The following is a 21188-nucleotide window of genomic DNA, read 5'->3' as shown; positions in this document are numbered from 1 at the left end:
ATTTGCTGCGCAAATTCCCGCCTCTCCCCGCATGCGGGAAGAGGCGAAGAAATCAAAACATCAGATTGTCCTTCACCAGAACCCAGCGGCCGCCCTTGACCTGCTGCACCTGGGTGATGGTGTTGGCGAGGTGGTCGGTCTTGGAGAATTTGGTCGGCGGCGAGTTGAAGATGTCGAGGAACTTGTCGCCCGATTCCAGCGCGTCCAGCATCTTCTGGCCGGTCAGATCCTTGCCCGCCTTGTTGGCGTAAAACGCGAACGTCATCACCGCATTGTAGCCAATGATGGCCTGCGTGTTGGCATCGGTGCTGAACATCTTCTTGTAGTTGACCAGCCAGTCCTTCACCTTGCCCTTCGCGGTGTCCTCATAGGGAATCTCGAAGCCGGACGCAGCATAGAGGCCTTCGACCGCCTCCTTGCCGAGCATGGGCACCTCCATCACGTTGGTCGGCGTCGCGCCGAGAAAGGTGACCTCCCAGCCGAGCTTCTTGGCTTCCGTCATCGCGCCGATGGGCTCACGGAGCACAGCGCCGAGCACAACGAGGTCGCAGCTGTCGGACTTCATCTTGGCGATCTGCGCGCTGAAGTCGGAGGCACCGCGCTTGTAGCTCGTGATCGAGGCCGGCTGCACCTTCATGGCAGTAAGCTGCTGGTTGAAGCCGTCGAGCACGTTCTTCCCGTACTCGTCGTCCTGATGCATGATGCAGGGTTTCTTGAAGTTCTTCCACTCCATCATGTATTTCAGCGCCGCCCGCGTACTCTCGACATAGGGCAGCAGATTGTTGAACTTCAGCCGCTCCTGCGGCTTGGCGGGATCGAACTTGAACGTGAACTCCGCCGCCGTCAGCGGGAAGAGCTGAAGCACGCCGGCGTCGAGCAGGATATCCTGCGCCGCCAGCACGGTCGGCGAGCCCATTGGCCCCACCATCGCGAAGATCTTGTCGCGCTCGATCAGCTTCTGCGACGCGAGCACGGCCTTCTTCGGATCGTAGCCGCTGTCCTCGACGACAAGCCGAATCTTTCGCCCCTGGACGCCGCCGGCGGCGTTGATCTCCTCGACCGCCATCTTCATGCCGTTCGAGACTGGCACACCCCAGCCCTTGATCGGCCCCGACAGATCCTGATGGGTGCCGATGACGATCTCGGAGGCCGAGATGCCCTCATTGGTGACCTTGGTCTGCGCCGCGGCAGGCAGACAGGTGAGCACCACCGCGCCTGCCGCAAAGCCGAACGTTTTCAACGATCTCGACATTGAAGTCTCCTCTCCTTGGGGCCCTTATGATGCGAAGGGTGGGGCCTTCACTCCTTCGCTGTTATTCAAATAAGATTGTTCAAGCCACCGCCCGCGCCGGATACATCGCGTCGATCTCGGCGGCATAACGCTTGTTCACGAAGCCGCGCTTCAGCTTCATGGTTGGCGTCAGCTCTTCGTCCTCCGGGGTGAGCTGGCGTTCGATCAGATAGAATCTCTTGATGGTCTCGACGCGGGCGAAATTGGCATTGACCGTTTCGATTTCGCGCCAGATCAGGTCCTGGATCTCCGCCGCGCGGCACAGGCTGGCATAATTGGTGAAGGGGATGTCGTGGTCCTGCGCGAATTTCTCGACATTCTCCTGGTCGATCATCACGAGGCAGGTGAGGTATGGCCGCTTGTCGCCGATCACCACGGAATCCGAGATGTAGGGCGAGAATTTCAGTTGATTCTCGATCTCGGACGGCGTGATGTTCTTGCCCCCGGAGGTGATGATGATGTCCTTCATCCGGTCGGTGATGCGGACGAAGCCCTCATTGTCGATGGTGCCGACGTCGCCGGTATGCAGCCAACCGCGATGGTCGATGGTCTCGGCTGTCCTCTCCGGCTGGTTCAGGTAGCCCATGAACAGGAAGTCGCCCCTGATCAGGATTTCCCCCTCGGGTGACAGCGCGACTTCGCCCCAGGAAACCGCCTTGCCTACCGAGCCGAGCTTGATCCGCTCCGCCGGCATCATGGTGGCGACCCCGCAATTCTCGGTCTGGCCGTAGACCTCGTGAATGTCGATGCCGAGCGCGAGATACCAGCGGATCAGCTCCGGCGCGATTGGCGCCGCGCCGGTGAAGGCGATGCGGCAACGGTCGAGCCCGATCATGCGTCGGATGTTGCGGAAGACGAGCCGGTAAGCGATGCCGTTGGCGAGCCGCAACGGCAGCGGCGGCGGCTTGCCTTCAATCCTGCAATCGACCATGCGATAGCCGATGTCGATGGCGCGGCGGTAGACCCATTGCTGCAACGGCGTCGCATCCTTCAGCGCGATGGTGATGGCGGAATAGAATTTCTCCCAGATCCGCGGCACCGCGAGGAAGATGGTCGGCTGCACCTCGCGCAGATTGTCCGGCACAGTCTCCGGACTCTCGGCAAAATTCATCACCGAGCCAAGCGCGACCGAGATGTAATAGCCGCCGATCCGTTCGGCGACGTGGCAAAGCGGCAGGAAGATCAGCCGGTCCTCGTTCTCGCGCGCCGGAATGAAATCGTTGGCGTGCCGCATCTGGTGCGTGACGCTACGGTTGGCGTGCATGGCGCCCTTGGGCGGACCCGTGGTGCCGGATGTATAGACGAGGACCGCGAGATCGCTTGCGCTACGACTGTCGACCATCTCCTGCCACAGCGCCTCGCGGCCGGCCATGTGGTTGCGCCCGAGCGCGCGAAACTCGTCGAGCGACATCACCATCTCATCGGAGAAGCCGCTGAGGCCCTCCATGTCGAACACGATGATCCTTCGCAGAGACGGGCAGCGTGCGCGACAGGCCAGGATCTTGTCGAGTTGCTCCTCGTCCTCGGCGAAGATCACCTTCGTCCGGGAATCGTTGACGAGATATTCGACCTGGGATGAGGCATCGGTCGGATAGATCCCGGAAGAGACGCCGCCGGCGCACAGAATGCCCATGTCGACATGGACCCATTCCGGCACGGCGTTGGCGATGATGGAAGCAACGTCGCCGGGCCTGACGCCGATGGCATGCAGCGCGTAGGCGACCTCCTTCGAGATCTCCAGCCATTCGCGCCAGCTGGTCGGCTGCCAGATCCCGAATTTCTTCTCGCGTATAGCCGGCCTGTCGCCCCGCGTCTCCGCGGCGCGCAAAAAGCTTTTCGCGATCGTGTCAGCGACCGTCAGCACCGCCGGTCGGGCCATGCACGTCTCCTCCCTGTCGCGTTCCCCTCCGCTGCCTGCCTTGCCGGCGGTCTATATTGGCGGATGGGCATTGGTATTTAAGGCTTTTTCTAACGCCAAGTCTTCCCTTAACGCCAAGTCTTCCCCTAACGTCTTCCTCTAACGCCAAGTCTTCTTCTTTTTCCAGCGCCGCTCGCCTCGTGCGCCCGCTTCCTTGGCGCCAAGATAGAATTCCTGGATGTCCTTCGAATGCATCAAACGGTCGCAGCTGTCGTTCATCACGATCCGGCCGATCTCCAGTACATAGCCATAATGCGCCGTCTCCAGCGCCACCTTGGCGTTCTGCTCGACCAGCAGGATCGACATGCCCTGCTCCTCATTGACGCGACGGATGATCGCGAAGATTTCCTTCACCAGGATCGGCGACAGCCCGAGCGAGGGCTCGTCGAGCAGCAACAGCGTCGGCCGGTTCATCAACGCGCGGCCGATCGCGAGCATCTGCTGCTCGCCGCCGGAGAGCTGTCCGGCCGGCTGGTTGATGCGCTCCTTCAGCCGCGGGAAATAGCCGTAGACGCGCCCCAGATCGTCCGCAACGCCGTTACGATCCTTGCGCGGATAGGCCCCCATCATCAGGTTCTCGCGCACGGACAGGAACGGGAACACCTCGCGTCCCTCCGGCACGTGGCTGAGGCCCAGCCGCACGATCCTGTCCGCCTCCATGCGCTGGATCGACTTGCCCATGAACTCGATGGCGCCCTTCTGCGGATCGAGAATGCCCGAGATCGTCTTCAGCACCGTCGTCTTGCCGGCGCCGTTGGCGCCCAGCAGCGTGACGATGCGGCCGCGCGGCACTTCGAGCGACATGCCGCGGATCGCCATGATCGGCCCGTAATAGCTCTCGATGTTGGAGAGTTTCAGGATGATATCTGGTGTCGCCACGGCATCCATCGCGTCAGGCTCCCAGATAGGCGGCGACGACATCGGGGTGCTGCTGCACTTCGGCCGGCGAGCCCATCGCCAGCACCCGGCCGTAGTTCAGGGCGATGACGCGGTCGGAGACGCGGTTGACCAGCGACATGTCGTGCTCGACCATGAGCACGGTGACGCCGAGCTCGCTCTTCAGGTCGCGGATCCAGAACGACATGTCGTCGGTCTCCTCCACGTTGAGACCGGAGGACGGCTCGTCGAGCAGGATCAGCTTCGGTTCCGAGCACAGCGCGCGCGCCAGCTCGATCACCTTGCGCACGCCGTAAGGCAGACCCGAGATCAGCTTGTCGCGGTAGGGCTCGAGATCGAGGAATTCGATGACCTGTTCGACCCTGCGGCGATGCACCTTCTCGTCGGCGCGCACGCCCGGCAGGAACAACAGCTCCTGCCAAAGCTGCGTGGTCGAATGCCGGTGGCGGCCGACCAACAGGTTCGACAACACCGTCGCATTCTCGAACAGTTCGATGTTCTGGAACGTGCGGGCGATGCCGAGCCTTGCGATGTCGTGGGGCGGCTGCTCCGTGATGTCCTGGTCCTCGAAGAAGATGCGACCCGAGGTCGGGCGGTAGATCCGCGAAATCAGGTTGAAAATCGAGCTCTTGCCGGCACCGTTGGGCCCGATGATCGAGAGGATCTCGCCCTTCTCGACCGCGAACGACACCGCATCGACGGCCTTCAGCCCACCGAAATGCAGGGACAAGTTCTCGGCGCGAAAATAGCTCATCGGTTGCGCTCCGACTTCACGTAGATCTTCTGCCGCTTGAAGGTGGCGCGCTTATAGAGCGGGAACAGCTGGAAGAAGAGTTTGATCTTGAGCCAGCGGCCGTAAAGCCCGAGCGGCTCGAATAGCACGAACAATACGATGATGATGCCGTAGATCGCGCCTTTCAGGCCGTTGAGCGAGGCAAAGGCCGCGACCTTGGACTGGACATTGGCTGCGGCTTGCGTGCCCGCTCCGAAGGTCGCTGCAATGCCGGCGATGATGCCGGGCATGTCGTCCTTGAGGTAGGTCAGGAACGGATCGATCATCACGATGAAGATCGCCCCCAGCACCGCGCCGTGCAGGCTGAAGGTGCCGCCGATCAGGATCACGATGATGAACTCGATCGAGAGCTGGAGCGTGAACATCTCCGGCGAGATGAAGGAGAGCTTGTGCGCGAACAACACGCCGGCGAAGCCGGTGATCGCCGCGGAGATCGCAAAGGACTTCACCTTGTACAGCGCGACATTGACGCCCATGCTGCGCGCCGCGGTCTCGCTGTCGCGGATCGCGACGAAGGCGCGCCCGGTGGGCGAACGCAGCAGATTGAGCGTACCGACGATGGTCAGCACCAGCACGGCGAGGCAGAGGAAATAGAAAGTGGGGCTGTCGCGCGGCACCGCAACGCCGAGCAGCGACAGCGTCTTCACCCGCATGCCCTCGTTGCCGTGGGTCACGCTCTCCCAACGCGCCAGGATCTCCTCGACGATCAAGGCGAAGGAGATAGTGGCGATGACGAGGTAGATGCCCTGGAGCCGCAGCGCGGGAAAGCCGACCAACGCGCCAATGCAACCGGACAGAAGGCCTGCGGCGAGGAAGTAGACCGGGAACGGCACGTTGTACGTCTGCAAGTACGCCGCCGTGTAGGCGCCGATCGCGAGGAACGCCGCGTGCCCGAGCGAGGCCTGCCCGGTGAAACCGGTCAGGATCAGCAGCGCCACGCCGACGGTCGCATAGATGCAGACGAAGACGAGCTGGCTCATCAGATAGCTGGAGAGCACATAGGGCGCGATCAGCAGCACGGCCAGCAGGAGACCGTATGAGACGTAATAGCCCGAATGCGGAAACAGCCTGATGTCGTCCTCGTAGTCGGTCTTGAACAGGAAGCGCATGCGTTCAGACCTTCTTGCGGACGTGAAGGCCGAACAGGCCTTCGGGCTTGAGCAAGAGCACGGCGAGCAGCACGATGTAGGGCGCGACGTCCTTCCAGCCCTCGGCCAGATAGAAGCCCGCCATGCTCTCGATGACGCCGATCAGGACGCCGCCGACCACGGCGCCGGGGATCGAGCCGAAGCCGCCGAGCACGGCGGCCGGAAACGCCTTGAGGCCGAGCACGAGGCCGACATTGGAATGGATGAAGGTGATCGGCGCCAGCAGCACGCCGGCGCAGGTCGCGACCGCCGCGCTGATCGCCCAGACGATCGACACCACGCGCTTGACCGGAATGCCCATGTAATAGGCCGCGAGCATGTTCTCGGAACTGGCGCGCATCGCAGTGCCGAGCGTGGTCTTGTTGAAGAACAGATAGAGCAGCGTGCACAGGATCATGGTCGCCGCGATCACCGAGAGCTTGTCGTAGGCGAGCACCAGCGGGCCGATGCGCAGCACGCCCTGGCTAAACGGCGTCTCGATCTTCAGATCATCGGTCCCCCAGATCATGCCTGCGATCGAGCGCAGGAAATAGCCGAGCCCGATGGTGGCCATGATGATGGAGAATTGCGGATAGCCGAGGATCGGCCGCACCACCACGCGCTCGGCCAGCATGCCGAACAGCGCCATCGCCGCCACCGCACCGGCAAAGCCGATCCAGTAGTTCAGCCCCATCATGCCGATGAAGGTGAAGGCAAAGAAGCCGCCCAGCATCATCAAATCGCCCTGGGCGAAATTGACGACCTCGGTGGCCTTGTAGACAAGCACGAAGCCGAGCGCGATCAGGCCGTAGACGCAGCCGAGCGCAACACCGCTGACCAGCTGCTGAACGAAATCCAGCATCGTCGCGCATCCTCCCGATACAACCGGCGGTTCTTCCTGACCGCCTTGCCGCATCTTGTGTTCAGTCGCTACGCAGTCGTTTCGCTGCGTTCGCGCCATTCGTCCCTTCACCAATTCAGCCTGAACCGCCAAGCGCTGTCAACAAACGGTGACTTGCCATTAGTCCAATCCGGATGACGGAATTTGCGGCAGCGCGATTCACGGTGCCGAAACATCTTCGGGGCATGGTCGCGAGCGATGCAAAACCGCAAGGTGTGGCCGTGATGAAGCGGGACGACTCGGCGCTCGAAGTCATGGGGTTAACGAAGTGTTTTGACCGTCTGGCGGTCGATAACCTCGATCTCACCATCCATGCCGGCGAATTCTATGCGCTGGTCGGCCCCAACGGCGCCGGCAAGACCACCACTTTGCGCATGGTTGCAGGCCTTTTGCGGCCCGATGCCGGCTCGGTCTCCATCTTCGGCATCGATGCGCTCCAAAACCCCGTCGCCGCCAAGCAGGTGATGGCGTGGGTCTCCGACGAGCCCATGATCTATGACAAGCTCACGCCGCTCGAATATCTCGAGTTCGTAGCCGGTCTGTGGGGCATCGCACCATCGGCCTCGGAACCGGTCGCCACGGAGCTCCTGAACTCGCTCGGGCTCGAGCTGCACCGGCACGAACGCTGCGAGGGCTTTTCCAAGGGCATGCGCCAGAAGGTCGCCCTCGCCGGCGCCCTGGTGCACGATCCCCGCCTCATCATCCTCGACGAGCCGCTGACGGGACTGGACGCCGTCTCCGCCCGCCATGTCAAGGGACTCCTGAGCGAGCGCGTCCGCGCCGGCTGCACCGTCATCATGACCACGCATATCCTCGAGGTCGCCGAACGCATGGCCGACCGCATCGGCGTGATCGCAGCCGGCCGCCTGGTTGCCGAGGGCACGCTGACTGAGCTCCGGCAGCAAAACGGGCACGCCGATACCAGCCTGGAAGATCTCTTCATCGCGCTGGTGACCCTCCAGGAAGCCGCATGAGCTCGGCCACCGCGCTGTCCTGGTTCGCCCGCCACGAGCTCCGGCTCGCCTGGCGCGAATGGCTTGCCATGATGACCGGCGGGCGGCGCAATCGAACGCGTGCCGCGGTGATCGGCCTGCTGTTCTTCGCGGCGCTGCTGCACGTCCCGGCCTGGGCGGTGATCGGCCGCTTCGCCGACCTGCAATTGCCGCTCGACAAATCCTCGCTGATCGTGATTTCGGCGACAATTTTTCTGGCCTGGACGCTGATGCTGTCACAGGCGATCGAATCGGTGACGCGGGTGTTCTACGCACGCGCCGATCTCGACCTCATCATGTCCTCACCCGCGACGCTGGCCAATCTGTTCTCGGTGCGCATCGCCGCGATCGCGCTCGCCATCACGGTGATGGCACTGCTGTTCTCGACACCCTTCATCGACGTGCTGGTGTTCGGGGGCGGCGCGCGCTGGCTTGCTGCGTTCGGCGTCGTCGTCGCGATGGGCCTGTCGGCCGCAGCGATCGCGATCGCCGTCACCATCCTGCTGTTCCGCCTGATCGGTCCGGCGCGGACACGGTTCGTCGCCCAGATCCTCGCCGCCATCATCGGCGCCGGCTTCGTGATCGCGCTCCAGGTGGCGGCGATCATGTCCTACGGCACGCTGTCGCGCTTCACCATCCTGACCTCGGGTAGCTTGGCCGCTTACGCGCCCGATGCCGACAGCATCTGGTGGTGGCCGGCGCGGGCGGCGATGGGGGACGCCGAAGCGCTGCTGCTGCTCCTGGCGCTCGGCCTCGTGCTGCTCGGAGGCGTCATGGCGATCTTCTCGGGCCGCTTTGCGGACACGGCGATCGATGCCGCCGCCTATGGCGCGTCCGGCCGTCGCAGCGCGAAGGAGCGCCCGTTCCGCGGCGGATCGCGGCAGCATGCCCTACGGCGCAAGGAATTTTCGCTGCTCTGGCGCGATCCCTGGCTGATCTCGCAGACGCTGATGCAGCTGCTCTATCTGGTGCCGCCGGCATTGCTGCTCTGGCGCAACTTTGCCGACAGCTCCGCGGCGCTGACGCTGATCACGCCCGTCATCGTCATGGCGGCGGGACAACTCGCCGGCGGGCTTGCCTGGCTGACGCTCTCGGGCGAGGACGCGCCCGACCTGGTTGCGACCGCGCCATTGCCGCCGTCCAGCGTCATCCGCGCCAAGATAGAGGTGGTGCTGATCGCGATCGGCGTCATCTTCTGCCCGCTGATCGCGGCGCTCGCTTTCGCCTCGGCGTTCCAGGCCGCGGTCAGCGCCGGTGCGGTCATCGTCAGTGCGGCCTCCGCCACCGCAATCCAGCTCTGGTTCCGGGTGCAAGCCCGGCGCAGCCAATTCCGCCGCCGCCAGACCTCGTCGCGGCTTGCGACCTTTGCCGAGGCGTTCTCCTCGATCGGCTGGGCTGCCAGCGCCGCGCTGGTGCTCACGCTGCCCATCGTCGGCCTCGTCAGCAGCCTGATCACCGCGAGCCTCGTCGCCCTCACCTGGAAGTTCAGCCCGCGGCGGGAGTAGTAAAGGCGCGAATCATAGGGCGGGCGTGACGGTGCGACACTGACGCGCTATTGATCGCGCACTGTTGGCCACGCGCTGCATTGCAAGCTAGACTTTCCCCTGAAGTCATCGGGGATGGATTCATGCGGCGACTGGTTTCGGCGGCTCTGGCGCTGTTCGGCGCATTCCTCTCACCTGCCACCGCCCAGCAGTCGCAGCGCAGCGAATGCTTGGCGATGGCGAATGCTGCGCCGCGCCTCATGTCCGTCGCGTTCAGGCAGGCGGCTGCTGCGCCCGAGGTCGAGATCACCTATGCCGGCCATTCCACCTATTTCATCGACACGCCCGGCGGCTTACGCATCGCCACCGACTATAGCGGGGCCTACCAGGTGGGCCGGCTGCCCGATGTCGTCACCATGAACCGGGCCCACAGCACGCACTACTCTTTATATCCCGACAAGCGCATTCCTCGTGTGCTGCATGGCTGGGGCGAGGACGGCAAGCCGGCCATCGTGTCGGAGCGCATCGGCGACACCTTCATCCGCAACGTCACGACCGACATCCGCCGCTATTTCGGCGACGATGCCGGCGCCGACATGATCCGTGACGGCAACTCCATCTTCATCTTCGAGGTGGCGGGCCTCTGCATCGGCCATCTCGGCCATCTTCACCACAAGCTCGATGACAGCCACTTCGCCCAGATCGGGCGGCTCGACATCGTGATGGTGCCGATCGACGGCACCTACACCATGTCGCTCGACGGCGTCTCCGAGATCACCAAGCGGCTGCGCGCCTCGGTGGTGCTGCCGATGCACCGCTTCGCCACCCCGCTCGACGATTTCATGCAACGCATCGGCCAGCAGTTCGAGATCGACCGGCGCATGGAACGAAGTTTCCGGATGTCCCGAGATGCGTTGCCGTCGAAGCCGACGGTGATCATCCTCGACGGGGTGTGACGCAATTTTCTCCAAGTCGGCTGCCGGCCGGTCGTGCTGATCTCCCGCAAAGGGAGATCGACATGACCGACTTTGCGAGATTATTGCACGCGGACGGACCGAGCCCCCAGCACGCGGCGGCACTCCAGCTTTATGGCCGCTTCGTCGGCGATTGGGACGCCGAGATCACCGCCCATGGACCCGATGGAACGAAACACACCGCGCCCGGCGAAATCCATTTCGGCTGGGTGCTGGAGGGCCGCGCCGTGCAAGACGTCTGGATCATTCCGCGCCCGGCCGGCATCCCGGCCTTGCCGATCTCCGGCAATTGGTACGGCACGACGCTGCGGGTCTACGATCCGACCATCGATGCCTGGCGGATTTCATGGTTCGATCCCGGCCGCTGCATATTCCGCCAGCAGATCGGCCGTCCACGCGATGCCGACATCGTGCAGGAAGGCACGACCGAAGCTGGCGACCTGACGCGCTGGAGTTTTACGGAAGTCACCGAGGATTTCTTCCACTGGCTCGGCGAGGTCAAGCCGGCCACCGCAACCGATTGGCGGCTGGTGGTCGATGTGAGGGCGAAGCGGCGCAAGGGTTGACGCCGGCGCCGCTGTACCGCGATGACGGGCGCGATTGCGCAACGCGCGTTGGTGCATGCGAGGACGAGGTGCTAGGCTCCCAAAACAAGAAGCATACATCAAGGGAGCGCACGCCGATGGCTGCAAGCGGTTTGCCCGCCAACACGAGCGGGCTATTCGTCGAGCCGCGCGAGGACTGGCTCGCGCTGCATCAGGAGGAGATCATCGATCCCTCACGGCCGATCGTCGATCCCCATCACCATCTCTGGAATCGCGGGCACCGCTATCTGATCGAGGAGATGGCGGCAGATATCGCCTCCGGCCACAACGTCATCGCCACCGTCTATGTCGATTGCCGCTCGATGTATCGCGCGCACGGGCCCGAAGCGTTCCGGCCGGTTGGCGAAGTCGAGTTCGCCAATGGCGTCGCCGCGATGAGCGCCAGCGGCGGTTACGGCAAGGCCGCGATTTGCGCCGGCATCGTCAGCCACGTCAATCTGCTGCTCGGCGATGCCGCACAACCGGTGTTGGAGGCCGAGATCGCGGCGGGCAACGGTCGCTTCCGCGGCATCCGGCATTCCTCGGCCTGGGACCAGGATCCTGCTGTCGCCGGCATGTATGCGAGCCGGCCGCAGGGATTGCTGCAGGACCCGACCTTCCGCAAGGGCTTTGCCTGCCTCGCGCCGCTCAACCTGAGCTTCGACGCCTGGCTGTTCCATCCGCAAATCGGCGAGCTGACCGAGCTCGCCCGCGCATTTCCCGACACCAGGATCGTGCTCGACCATTGCGGCGGCCCGGCCGGAATCGGCCGCTTTGCCGGGCGACGCGAGGAGGTGTTTCCGCAATGGCGCGCCTCGATCCGGGAGATCGCCAAATGCGAGAACGTGGTGGTGAAGCTCGGCGGGCTCGCGATGTGCCTGCTCGGCTACGACTTCCATTTGCGCGCGAGTCCGCCATCATCCAAGGAGCTTGCCGCGGCGTGGCGGCCTTACATCGAAACCTGCATCGAGGCGTTTGGACCCGAGCGCGCGATGTTCGAGAGCAACTTCCCGCCGGACAAGGGCCAGTGCAGCTACCAGGTGATCTTCAACACGTTCAAGCGTATCGCGGCGCCCCTGAGCGAGACCGAGAAGACGGCGTTGTTCTCGCAGACCGCGAGCAATTTCTACCGGCTCGATTTGCCTTAAAGGGATTGGCACCATGACGAGAACAGGGGCCGGGATGTTGATCCCGGCCCCTGTTCCGTCGTGACCGCTGGGAAGCGTCCTTGAACTGTTTGAACTCTAATTTGCGCCCATCAGCGAGGCCGGACGGCGCTCGCCGGTGGCGACGAAGATCTTCTTGAGCTTGTTGACGACGCGGATCAGGAAGCCGATCATCACGGGATTGGTCTTGCGGCAGAAGGCGATCTTCTTGACGTGGCCTTCGACATGCCATTTGGCATGTGCGCCGTCGCGGAAGAAGATGACGTCGCCCGGGCCGTAGCGCTTCGGCGGCATGCCGTCGCTTTCGAGCACGATCGATCCTTCCATGATCATGATCGTCTCGTCGATATCGTAGTACCAGTTGAAGCGCCCTTCGGTGCAGGCCCAGATGATGGTCGAAGCGGTGCCGTCGGCGCTGGTGGACAGGATGTGCGAGCGCGACACCGGATTGCCTTCGATAATCCAGGACGGCTCGATCGGCCGGAGCTCGAGATCTACATTGCAATGACTGTTTTCAATCAATGTGCGCGACATCTGTTTCCTCGGGGGATAAAATATGACCTGCCCGGATCTCGGCCCGGATTGTTCAAAGATGGCGGGAACGCTAGTAGCCGATTTTTAATTCTTTCTTACGGAGGGCCCGACAATCAGCCGCAAGTTGCAGACGCGAAACGGTTAACGTCGCAATTTCCCTGCAATTTCGCGCACATGAACCCTTCTTTTCCGGGGTGCGACAAAGTGCGCGAAGCGTCTGAAGGAGCCCTGCCGATGCCCCTCACCCCGGAGGTTCTCAAAGCTCACGGCGAGGTCGTCGCCTGGCTCGGCAGCCTCGATGTCTCCTTCGCAACCGAAGAGGAGCCCTGGTTCACCGTTGGCGGCATCGAAAGCCCTCGGCAGATCGGCAGTGACCTCCATGAGATGCGGCGGGCGGCGGATGCGCTCGAGGCGACACTCGACGACGAGGACGACGTCAACGAGGCCCGCGAGCAAATCCGCAGGGGCCTCGACCTGCCCGAGGCGAATGATCCGGTCGGTGCGCTCTACGATGCGGTGGCGGCCTCCGACGCCGTCGTGCGGGCCACCGATGGCAGCCCGTTCACGACGTTGTTCAACCGCTTCAGCATCGACAACAGCCCGATGCTGCGCAACCCGGCGGCGTAGTTACTTCGCCCATTCGCCCTTGCGAAACACCGGCACTTTGCTGCCGTCGGCGAGAATGCCGTCGATGTCGGTCTCGGCCGAGCCGATCATCCAGTCGATATGGATCAGGCTCTGGTTGCCGCCTTGCGCGGCGATCTGCTGCGGCGTGAGCTGCGCGCCATTGACGAAGCACTTCGAGTAGCACTGGCCAAGCGCGATGTGCGAGGCAGCGTTCTCGTCGAACAGCGTGTTGTAGAACAACAGTCCGCTCTGCGAGATCGGCGAGGAATGCGGCACCAGGGCCACCTCGCCGAGACGGCGCGCGCCCTCGTCGGTATCGAGCACCTTGTTCAGTACCTCCTCGCCGCGCGAAGCCTTCGCATCGACGATCCTGCCGTCCTCGAAACGCACCGCGATGTTGTCGATCAGCGTGCCCTGGTAGGACAGCGGCTTCGAGCTCACGACATGGCCGTAGACGCGCCGGCAATGCGGCGTGGTGAAGACCTCTTCGGTCGGGATATTGGCGTTGCAGCTGATGCCGTTCTTGGAGAGCGAAGCGCCGCCTTCCCATTCATGGCCGTCGGCGAGCCCGATGGTGAGGTCAGTGCCCGGTCCCGAGTACTGGAGCGCGCGGAAACGCTGGCCGTTGAGCCAGTTGGTGCGCTCGCGCAGCACCGCATTGTGGCTCGCCCAATTGGCCGGCGCGTCGTCGCGATCGACGCGGGACGCCGCGAAGATAGCGTCCGCGAGCTTGCCGATCGCGACCTCTTCAGGATCGTTCGGAAAGACTTGCTTTGCCCAGGATGGGCTTGGATACGCAATGATGTTCCAGTTGGTATCGAAATTGACGATCTTTTCCAGCGCCGGCTGATAGGCCATGGAATTGGCCTTGCTGGCGCGCGCGACCTTGGAAGCATCTTCGCCCGACAGCAGCATCGGATTGTCGCCGACGATGGCGAGACGGGCGGTGTTGTTGGAGAACGCCTTGGCCATGCCCTCGTAGAGCCAGTTGGCGGCGCGATCGAAGCTGTCGTCGTGGCCGTGGCGGTAGCGCGCCAGCGTCATCTCTTCGTCGGAGAGAATGGGCGTCACGATGCCGGCGCCGGCCTTGTAGGCATGCACGGCAATCCGCCGCACCAGCGGCAACGCGATCGCAGGTGCCGTCAAGAGCAGATCCTGGCCCGGCCGCAAGCCCAGGCCCACCTTCACCGCCACCTCGGCCAGCCGGTCGAGCTTCACGGGATCGATGGGAGTGGAGGTGTTGCGTTGATCAGTCATGCCGGGTCCTCTGCCGAACGTCTCTTGCTCAATTTAAGTCTAGCATCGCGAGACACAAGTGCGCGAGTGCCTTGCGACACCCCAAAGATACGCAGTTTCGCGCATTTTGGTTTTCAACGCGTTGCCGATTTCAGCACCCGGTCGACCATGGCGGGAGCAAGGCCGAGGTAATTTTTCGGTGATGTCAGCGCCTCGATCGTGGCACGGTCGATTCTGACAGAGACGCGGGCGTCGGAAGACAGCGCGTCCGCCAGCGTAAGACCTTTCTCATTGGCGAGCCGGCAGGCATCATAGACCACGTCATGGGCCTCCTGCCGTCCGATCTGCGGCGCAAGCCCCATCATGACGGCTTCGGCCACGATCAGACCGCGGCTGACGGCGAGATTCTCGTTCATCTTGCTTTCATCCACGATGAGGCCGGCGAGCGCGAATTTCGCCTGGTGCAACGCGCCGGCGGTCAGCACGAAGCTCTCGGGGATCGCCATCCATTCGGCGTGCCAGGGCCCGGTGGCGCGCTCGAAATCCTGCACCATGGCATCCAGCATGAGGCCGGCATGCTGGCGCACCGCCTTGGACGCCGCGAGCATGAGTTCCGAGGAGATCGGGTTGCGCTTCTGCGGCATGGTCGAGGAAGCGCCGCGTCCCTTGACAAAGGGCTCATAGACCTCGGCGAATTCGGTCGAGGCCATGATCATGATGTCGAGCGCGATCTTGCCGAGCGAGCCGGTGACCAGCGCCAGGAAATTCACGGCCTCGGCAAAACCGTCGCGTGCGACGTGCCAGGTCGAAGCGGGGACGCCGAGCCTCAGTTCGGCGCAGAGCGCTTCCTGCACCTCGAACCCCTTGTCGCCGAGCGAGGCCAGCGTGCCGGCGGCACCGGCGAACTGACCGACCAGGACGCGCGGCTTCAACTCACTGATCCGCTCGGCGTGGCGGTCGAACATCGCGAGCCAGATCGCGGTCTTGTAGCCGAAGGTGACCGGCAGCGCCTGCTGGAGATGGGTGCGGCCCGCCATCGGCGTGTCGCGGTAGCGCCTCGATAGATCGGCGAGGATCTTGCGCAAGCCCGCGATGTCCCGTTCGACGATCTCAAGCCCTGCGCGCAGTTGCAACACCACGGCGGTGTCCATGATGTCCTGCGTGGTCGCACCCCAATGCACATAGCGGCCGGCATCGCCGCATTGCTTCACCATCTGATGCACCAGCGGCAGGATCGGATAGCCGACGACATCGGTCTCCTGCCGCAACAGGTCGAAATCCAGCGCGGCAACGTCGGTCCGCGCGGCGATCTGATCGGCCGCGTCCTGCGGAATCACTCCGCATCTCGCTTCCGCCTTCGCCAGTGCCACCTCGACCTCGGCATAGCGCGCGACCGTCGCGATATCGGAAAACACCTCCCGCATCTGCGGCGTGCCGAAGGCATCGCGGAACAGCATGGAATCGAGCACGGTGGTCGACGCATGAAAAGCGGGCATGAGCGTTTCTTCGTGGTTGGTGTTTTGTGTGAGGGCAGCTTACGCACACGGAACTGTTCGGCAATGGACATTCACTATTCGTCACACATTCGATGCCGTCGCGAAGGCCAGGACAACGTCGGCAGCTGCCGCACGCCATTGCCTCAACACCGTCATTGCGAGGAGCCCTTGCGACGAAGCAATCCACGCTGGCTCCGCGGCGGCAGGCTGGATTGCTCGCAACGACGTGAGGAAATCGCGACAATCCGGCCGAAACGGCTTTATTCTAATCCAGGTTGCATTCCTCCCCGTAAACTGCATGCCTGCCATCACGCGATCGTGGTGAACCGGGCAGGCCCCTCGGCGGACTCACAGACATCAGCCGAAATCCGTTTTGCTTTCATTATTGCCCGATGTTGCCTTGAGGTCTGAGTTTTCGACGTGCAGTTTCTGTTCCGGGATCACCTGCTCGATACCGACTTGCGCGAGCTGAGCCGCGAGCAGGTTCCCGTTGCCGTGGAGCCGCAGGTCTTCGATCTCGTCGTCCACCTCATGGAGAACCGCGATCGGGTGGTCAGCAAGGACGAGCTGATCGACAAGATCTGGCACGGGCGCAGCGTCTCCGAATCCACGCTGACCAGCCGGATCAATGCGGCACGCAAGGCGGTCGGAGACAGCGGCGCGAGCCAGGCGCTGATCCGCACCATCTCACGCAAGGGTTTTCGTTTCGTCGGCGACGTCGAAACCAAGCGTGGGGCAACCGCGCCGGAATCCGATTTCGAAGCGAAGCTTCTACGGGCCCCGCTGCCGCTACCGGACCGCCCCGCGATCGCGGTGCTGCCCTTCACCAACATGAGCGGCGACCGCGAGCAGGATTATTTCTCGGACGGAATCAGCGAGGACATCATCACCGCGCTGTCGAAGCTGCGCTGGTTCTTCGTCATCGCGCGCAACTCCTCCTTCGTCTACAAGGGCCGCGCGGTGCACATGAACGAGGTCGCGCGCGAGCTCGGCGTGCGCTACGTGCTCGAAGGCAGCGTGCGGCGGAGCGGCGATCGCGTGCGTATCTCCGCGCAGCTCAACGACGTCTCGACCGGCAGCCATCTCTGGGCCGAACGCTACGACCGCGAGCTTGCCGACATCTTCGCGGTGCAGGACGAGATCACCGAGGCGATCGTCGCCGCGATCGAGCCGCAGCTCTATACCGCCGAGAGTTTTCGCGCCCAGCAGAAGCCGCCGGGAAGCCTGGATGCCTGGGACCTTGTGATGCGCGCATTGTCGCATTACTGGCGCATCACCCGCGAGGACAATGCCGCCGCGCAAGGACTGCTCGAAGAGGCCGTCGCGCTCGATCCCGCCTATGGCAAGGCACTCGGCCTGCTCGCAACCAGCCACATCTTCGGCGCGCATATGGGCTGGTCCGACATGGCCCCGACCGTGCCGGTCGCCGAGCGCGCCGCGCTCGCGGCGGTGGAGGCCGATCGCGAAGATGCCTGGGCTCATCATGGTCTGGCGTATGCTTATCTATTCCGCCGCCGCTTCGACGACGCGCTGGCGGAGTTCGAACTGGCGCTGAACCTCAATCCGAACTTTGCGATGGCGCACGCCTTCTATGGCGTGACGCTGTGCTACGCGGGACGATGGCAGAACGGCGATGTCGCGGCGCGCCGCGCGCTGCGGCTGAGCCCGCGCGACCCGCTCGCAGCAATCTATTGCGGCGTCGCGGCCTATGCCCGGTTCATCGGCCGCGATTACGAAGGCGCCGCACAGATGGCGCGCGAGTCGATGCGGCAGCGCGCCGATTTCGTCGGCGCGCATCGCGTGCTGACGGCCGCCGCCGGTATGTCAGGGGATTCCGCGCGCGCGGCTTCCGCCTTGGAAGGCTTGCGCCGCGCCCAGCCCGGCATCTCGCTGGCCTGGATCACACGCGAGCTGCCGATGCTGCGGGACGAGGATCGCGAGCATTATCTCGAGGGATTGCGGCGCGCGGGGATGAGGTAGCTAATTTCTCGTCTCCCGCTTGCGGGAGAGGAGAAGGGCGCCGCTACTCCTGCATCATCTCGCCGCTGCCGCCGAATTCGGCCGGGAAATCCTTGAGCTTGGGCAGTCCGTCGCGCATTGGCAGCACCGTCTCGGCGTAATTGACGTGGACGCCTGGTGCAAACGCGAGGGTGGGGATGGTGGCAGTGAAGACGTCGATCAGGCCGAGCGGCGGATGGTTGGTCATGAGATGACCGCCGCACTTCTTGCAATATTTGCGCTGGCTGAGCGGCGTCTTCGCAAAGGTCTCGACATTCTCTGCACCTTCGCTGATGCGCACGGCTTCGGGCTTCCACAGGCTGAAGGCGTTCACCGGACCGGCCGACCACGAGCGGCACGAGCTGCAATGGCAATAGCCCATCGCCTCCGGCGCGCCTGTGACCTCGATCGTGACTGCGCCACAGAAGCAGTTTCCAACATGTTTCATTAGGTCGTCTCCGTTGATGATTGTTCAGATTCCTCTCCCCGCTCCTGTTTGCCGATAACTCGGCAAGAAACGAATGCGGGGGTCGCAGCGAGCTTTGCTCGCACTGATAGCGTCGGGATGAGGGGGATTCACCCCGAGAAACGTTGAAGGTTGCGTCCGGCAAGCTCCGATACGCGCCTCGGCGCCGCCGCGCGTCCTCCTTTCGGGGGACGCGACGGAACGACGCGCAAGCTATACCGACTTGCGCCAGGGAATAAGCATCGACACCCGTTGTTTGTACTGCCGGTACTCGTCGCCGAAGAGATCGATGAGGTCGTGCTCCTCCAGCGCGATGCCGACGAAGATGTAGGCCGTGGTCACGGCGGCGAACAGCAGATGGCCCGCGGTCATGACCGGCGCCGCCCAGAACGCGATGATGAAGCCGAGATAGATCGGATGACGGACGAATTTGTAGAGCAGCGGCGTCTTGAAACGCGGCGGCGACGCCTCCTTGCCGACGAGATGATTGGTCACCTGATGCAAGCCGAACAACTCGAAGTGATTGATGATGAATGTCGAGGTGAACACCAGGACCCAGCCCACCAGCGACAGCGTGACGATCGTCACAGCAAGATCCGGGTTCGCGACGTCCCATACGACCCTGGGCAGCGGACGCCACTGCCAGAACAGGAGGAGCAATGACAGGCTCGCAAACAGCACATAGGTGCTGCGCTCGACCGGCTTGGGGACGTACTGCGTCCACCAGGCCTTGAATTGCCGGCGCGCCATTACGCTGTGCTGGACCGCAAACAGGGCCATCAGGAGCAGATTGATGATGATGGCCTCGGCCACGGGCGTGTCGGTCCCGGTATCGATGGTCTTCGGCACCACCAGCCCCATGACGAAACCGATGGCGTAGAGAATGGTGATGAAAAACACGAGATACGCCGCAATTCCGTACAGAAAGGCGATGAACTTGAAAATGCGTGAGCCCGCAACCGGGCCGATAGGATGAACCTGATGATCAATTTGGGTCATAAACAGCTCCGTTGTGCCAAAACGCCGGCACTTCATTGGTCGCTGCACCATGCCGCACCGGAGGTCCCAAGACTTTCGCGGACGGTTGATTTTCGCCTGAGACGACTTTGATTTTTGCTTGAGACGACAAAAACGTGCGATTTTGCTTTGAAAACAACGTGCTCGACGGCGACCTGCGGGAACTCACTTGCAGCGGAGCCGCTGTGCCGTTGCAGCCGCAGGTGTTCGATCTCCTGCTCTATCTGGTGGCGCAGCGCACGCGTGTGGTCAGCAAGGATGACCTGATCAGCCAGATCTGGAGCGATCGGATCATCTCGGATTCCGCCCTGAACAGCCGGATCAACGCCGCCCGCAAGGCGCTCGGCGACGATGGCGCAAGCCAGCGGCTGATCAAGACCATTCCGCGCAAGGGTTTTCGTTTCGTCGGCGAAGTCCGGGAAGAAGTGGCAGCCACGACTGCGCCCGCGCAGCCCGTCGCTGCCCTGCCGCGCGTCCTGACGGACCGTCCGGCGGTCGCGGTGCTCGCTTTCGAGAACATGAGCGGCGATCCCGCACAGGACTATTTCGGCGACGGCATCAGCGAGGACATCCTCACCGCGCTGTCGAAGCAGCGCTGGTTCATGGTGATCGCCCGCAACTCGTCCTTTACCTACAAGGGGCGCGCGGTCCACATCCGGCAGATTGCCGAGGAACTGGGCGTCCGCTACGTCGTCGAAGGCAGCGTGCGCAAGTCGGACAACCGGGTGCGCATCACCGCGCAGCTCAACGACGCCACGACGGGCAGCCATCTCTGGGCCGAGCGCTACGACCGCGAGCTGGTCGACGTGTTCGCCGTGCAGGACGAGATCACGAATGCGATCGCTGCGGCGATCGAGCCGCAGATCCATGCGGCGGAAAGTTTTCGCGCCCATCGCAAGCCCCCCGCGAGCCTGGATGCCTGGGATCTCCTGATGCGGGCGCTGTCGCATTACTGGCGCGTGACGCGGCGGGATCACGAGACCGCACGGGCGCTGCTGGAACGCGCGGTGGGGATCGACCCGAACTACGGCCAGGCGCTGTCGGTGCTCGCGGCGAACCACATGTTCGGCGTGCATCTCGGCTGGGCCGAGCTTGCCATGGTGGCGCCAGCGGCGGAAGCCGCCGCGCTCGCCGCGGTGCGCTGCGACCATGAGGATGCCTGGGCGCACGCCGCGCTCGGCAGCGTCTACTTCTCGACGCGAAGACTCGCGGACGCACTGTCCGAGTTCGAGCAGGCGCTCGCACTCAATCCGAACTTCTCGCTGGCGCAGGGCTATTACGCACTGGCGCTGTCCTATGCCGGGCGGCCGAAGGATTCATTCGAGGCAGCGCAGAGGGCAATGCGGCTGTCGCCGCGCGATCCATCCCTGGCGATCTATCACGGCATCGCCGGCTATGCCCGCTTCACCGAGCGGCGCTATGCCGAGGCCATCGCGCTCGCGCGCGAGGCAATCCGCCATCGCGGCGATCTCACCGGCGCCTACCGCGTGCTCGCGGTTTCTGCCGGCATGACCGGAGACGGCGTGCTTGGGGAGATGGCGCTGGGCGAGCTCCGCCGCACCCAGCCCAACATCTCGCTGCACTGGATTTCGACGCAATTGCCATGGGCCAATGAGGCCGACCGCGAGCACTATCTGGAAGGATTCCGGCGGGCGGGCTTGCGCTAGACGATCCTCACGCCGGGTCC

At 63.5% G+C, this 21188-nt stretch carries 19 protein-coding genes; 8 read left to right on the top strand and 11 right to left on the bottom strand.

Going from position 1 to position 21188, the window contains the following annotated elements; translation table 11 throughout:
- Positions 1–52: 52 nt before the first annotated feature.
- The 6 genes from AC0L23_RS34125 to AC0L23_RS34100 form a co-directional block, all read right to left on the bottom strand.
- Positions 53–1252 carry an ABC transporter substrate-binding protein gene (locus AC0L23_RS34125; protein ID WP_026233521.1) on the bottom strand — a complete coding sequence of 400 codons (1200 nt, stop codon included), beginning with the start codon at positions 1250–1252 and terminating at the stop codon, positions 53–55.
- A 79-nt stretch (positions 1253–1331) separates the two neighbouring features.
- Complete coding sequence (locus AC0L23_RS34120; RefSeq protein WP_085358029.1) at positions 1332–3170, bottom strand: AMP-dependent synthetase/ligase; 1839 nt, start codon at positions 3168–3170, stop codon at positions 1332–1334.
- A gap of 138 nt (positions 3171–3308) precedes the next feature.
- The gene (locus tag AC0L23_RS34115; protein WP_085358059.1) at positions 3309–4097 is read right to left on the bottom strand and encodes an ABC transporter ATP-binding protein; all 789 of its coding nucleotides are present in this window, start codon (positions 4095–4097) and stop codon (positions 3309–3311) included.
- 4 nt (positions 4098–4101) lie between these two features.
- On the bottom strand, positions 4102–4860 hold the full coding sequence (locus tag AC0L23_RS34110) for an ABC transporter ATP-binding protein (protein WP_018458187.1): 759 nt from the start codon (positions 4858–4860) through the stop codon (positions 4102–4104).
- Positions 4857–6008 carry a branched-chain amino acid ABC transporter permease gene (locus AC0L23_RS34105; protein ID WP_018458186.1) on the bottom strand — a complete coding sequence of 384 codons (1152 nt, stop codon included), beginning with the start codon at positions 6006–6008 and terminating at the stop codon, positions 4857–4859. Before AC0L23_RS34105 ends, AC0L23_RS34110 begins: the two co-directional genes overlap by 4 nt.
- A 4-nt stretch (positions 6009–6012) precedes the next feature.
- On the bottom strand, positions 6013–6888 hold the full coding sequence (locus AC0L23_RS34100; protein ID WP_018458185.1) for a branched-chain amino acid ABC transporter permease: 876 nt from the start codon (positions 6886–6888) through the stop codon (positions 6013–6015).
- 263 nt (positions 6889–7151) lie between these two features.
- Between AC0L23_RS34100 and AC0L23_RS34095 the strand changes: the two genes are divergently transcribed.
- The 5 genes from AC0L23_RS34095 (at position 7152) to AC0L23_RS34075 (ending at position 12109) form a co-directional block, all read left to right on the top strand.
- Complete coding sequence (locus AC0L23_RS34095; protein ID WP_085383890.1) at positions 7152–7901, top strand: ABC transporter ATP-binding protein; 750 nt, start codon at positions 7152–7154, stop codon at positions 7899–7901.
- Positions 7898–9424 (top strand): hypothetical protein, encoded by a 1527-nt coding sequence (locus AC0L23_RS34090; RefSeq protein WP_018458183.1) that lies wholly within the window; start codon positions 7898–7900, stop codon positions 9422–9424. Before AC0L23_RS34095 ends, AC0L23_RS34090 begins: the two co-directional genes overlap by 4 nt.
- A gap of 122 nt (positions 9425–9546) precedes the next feature.
- Positions 9547–10359: an MBL fold metallo-hydrolase gene (locus AC0L23_RS34085; protein ID WP_085358033.1), complete on the top strand. Its 813-nt coding sequence runs from the start codon at positions 9547–9549 to the stop codon at positions 10357–10359.
- Positions 10360–10421: 62 nt separating this feature from the next.
- On the top strand, positions 10422–10943 hold the full coding sequence (locus AC0L23_RS34080; protein ID WP_085358035.1) for a hypothetical protein: 522 nt from the start codon (positions 10422–10424) through the stop codon (positions 10941–10943).
- Positions 10944–11059: 116 nt separating this feature from the next.
- Positions 11060–12109 carry an amidohydrolase family protein gene (locus AC0L23_RS34075; RefSeq protein ID WP_085358037.1) on the top strand — a complete coding sequence of 350 codons (1050 nt, stop codon included), beginning with the start codon at positions 11060–11062 and terminating at the stop codon, positions 12107–12109.
- 96 nt (positions 12110–12205) lie between these two features.
- On the opposite strand, the gene AC0L23_RS34070 is transcribed toward AC0L23_RS34075, so the two are convergent.
- Positions 12206–12661, bottom strand: a complete 456-nt coding sequence (locus AC0L23_RS34070) for a cupin domain-containing protein (protein WP_085383886.1) — start codon at positions 12659–12661, stop codon at positions 12206–12208.
- 234 nt (positions 12662–12895) lie between these two features.
- On the opposite strand from AC0L23_RS34070, the gene AC0L23_RS34065 reads away from it, so the two are divergent.
- Complete coding sequence (locus AC0L23_RS34065; RefSeq protein ID WP_085358041.1) at positions 12896–13288, top strand: hypothetical protein; 393 nt, start codon at positions 12896–12898, stop codon at positions 13286–13288.
- On the opposite strand, the gene AC0L23_RS34060 is transcribed toward AC0L23_RS34065, so the two are convergent.
- Entirely contained in the window at positions 13289–14545 is a 1257-nt protein-coding gene (locus AC0L23_RS34060; protein WP_085383885.1) for an aminopeptidase, read from the bottom strand.
- A 113-nt stretch (positions 14546–14658) separates the two neighbouring features.
- Positions 14659–16020 (bottom strand): 3-carboxy-cis,cis-muconate cycloisomerase, encoded by a 1362-nt coding sequence (pcaB, locus tag AC0L23_RS34055; RefSeq protein ID WP_085358045.1) that lies wholly within the window; start codon positions 16018–16020, stop codon positions 14659–14661.
- 420 nt (positions 16021–16440) lie between these two features.
- Here pcaB and AC0L23_RS34050 point away from each other — a divergent pair, with 420 nt between their 5' ends.
- Positions 16441–18000, top strand: a complete 1560-nt coding sequence (locus tag AC0L23_RS34050; protein WP_018458174.1) for a winged helix-turn-helix domain-containing tetratricopeptide repeat protein — start codon at positions 16441–16443, stop codon at positions 17998–18000.
- Positions 18001–18043: 43 nt separating this feature from the next.
- Here the strand turns inward: AC0L23_RS34050 and AC0L23_RS34045 are convergent, their stop codons facing one another.
- Entirely contained in the window at positions 18044–18466 is a 423-nt protein-coding gene (locus AC0L23_RS34045; protein ID WP_085358047.1) for a GFA family protein, read from the bottom strand.
- A 231-nt stretch (positions 18467–18697) separates the two neighbouring features.
- On the bottom strand, positions 18698–19483 hold the full coding sequence (mddA, locus tag AC0L23_RS34040; RefSeq protein ID WP_085358049.1) for a methanethiol S-methyltransferase: 786 nt from the start codon (positions 19481–19483) through the stop codon (positions 18698–18700).
- A 134-nt stretch (positions 19484–19617) separates the two neighbouring features.
- Between mddA and AC0L23_RS34035 the strand changes: the two genes are divergently transcribed.
- On the top strand, positions 19618–21168 hold the full coding sequence (locus AC0L23_RS34035) for a winged helix-turn-helix domain-containing tetratricopeptide repeat protein (protein WP_026233517.1): 1551 nt from the start codon (positions 19618–19620) through the stop codon (positions 21166–21168).
- Positions 21169–21188 lie beyond the last annotated feature (20 nt).

It is taken from the genome of Bradyrhizobium sp. MI1.4, assembly GCF_055811315.1.
This window is presented reverse-complemented; position numbering and strand designations above follow the sequence as displayed.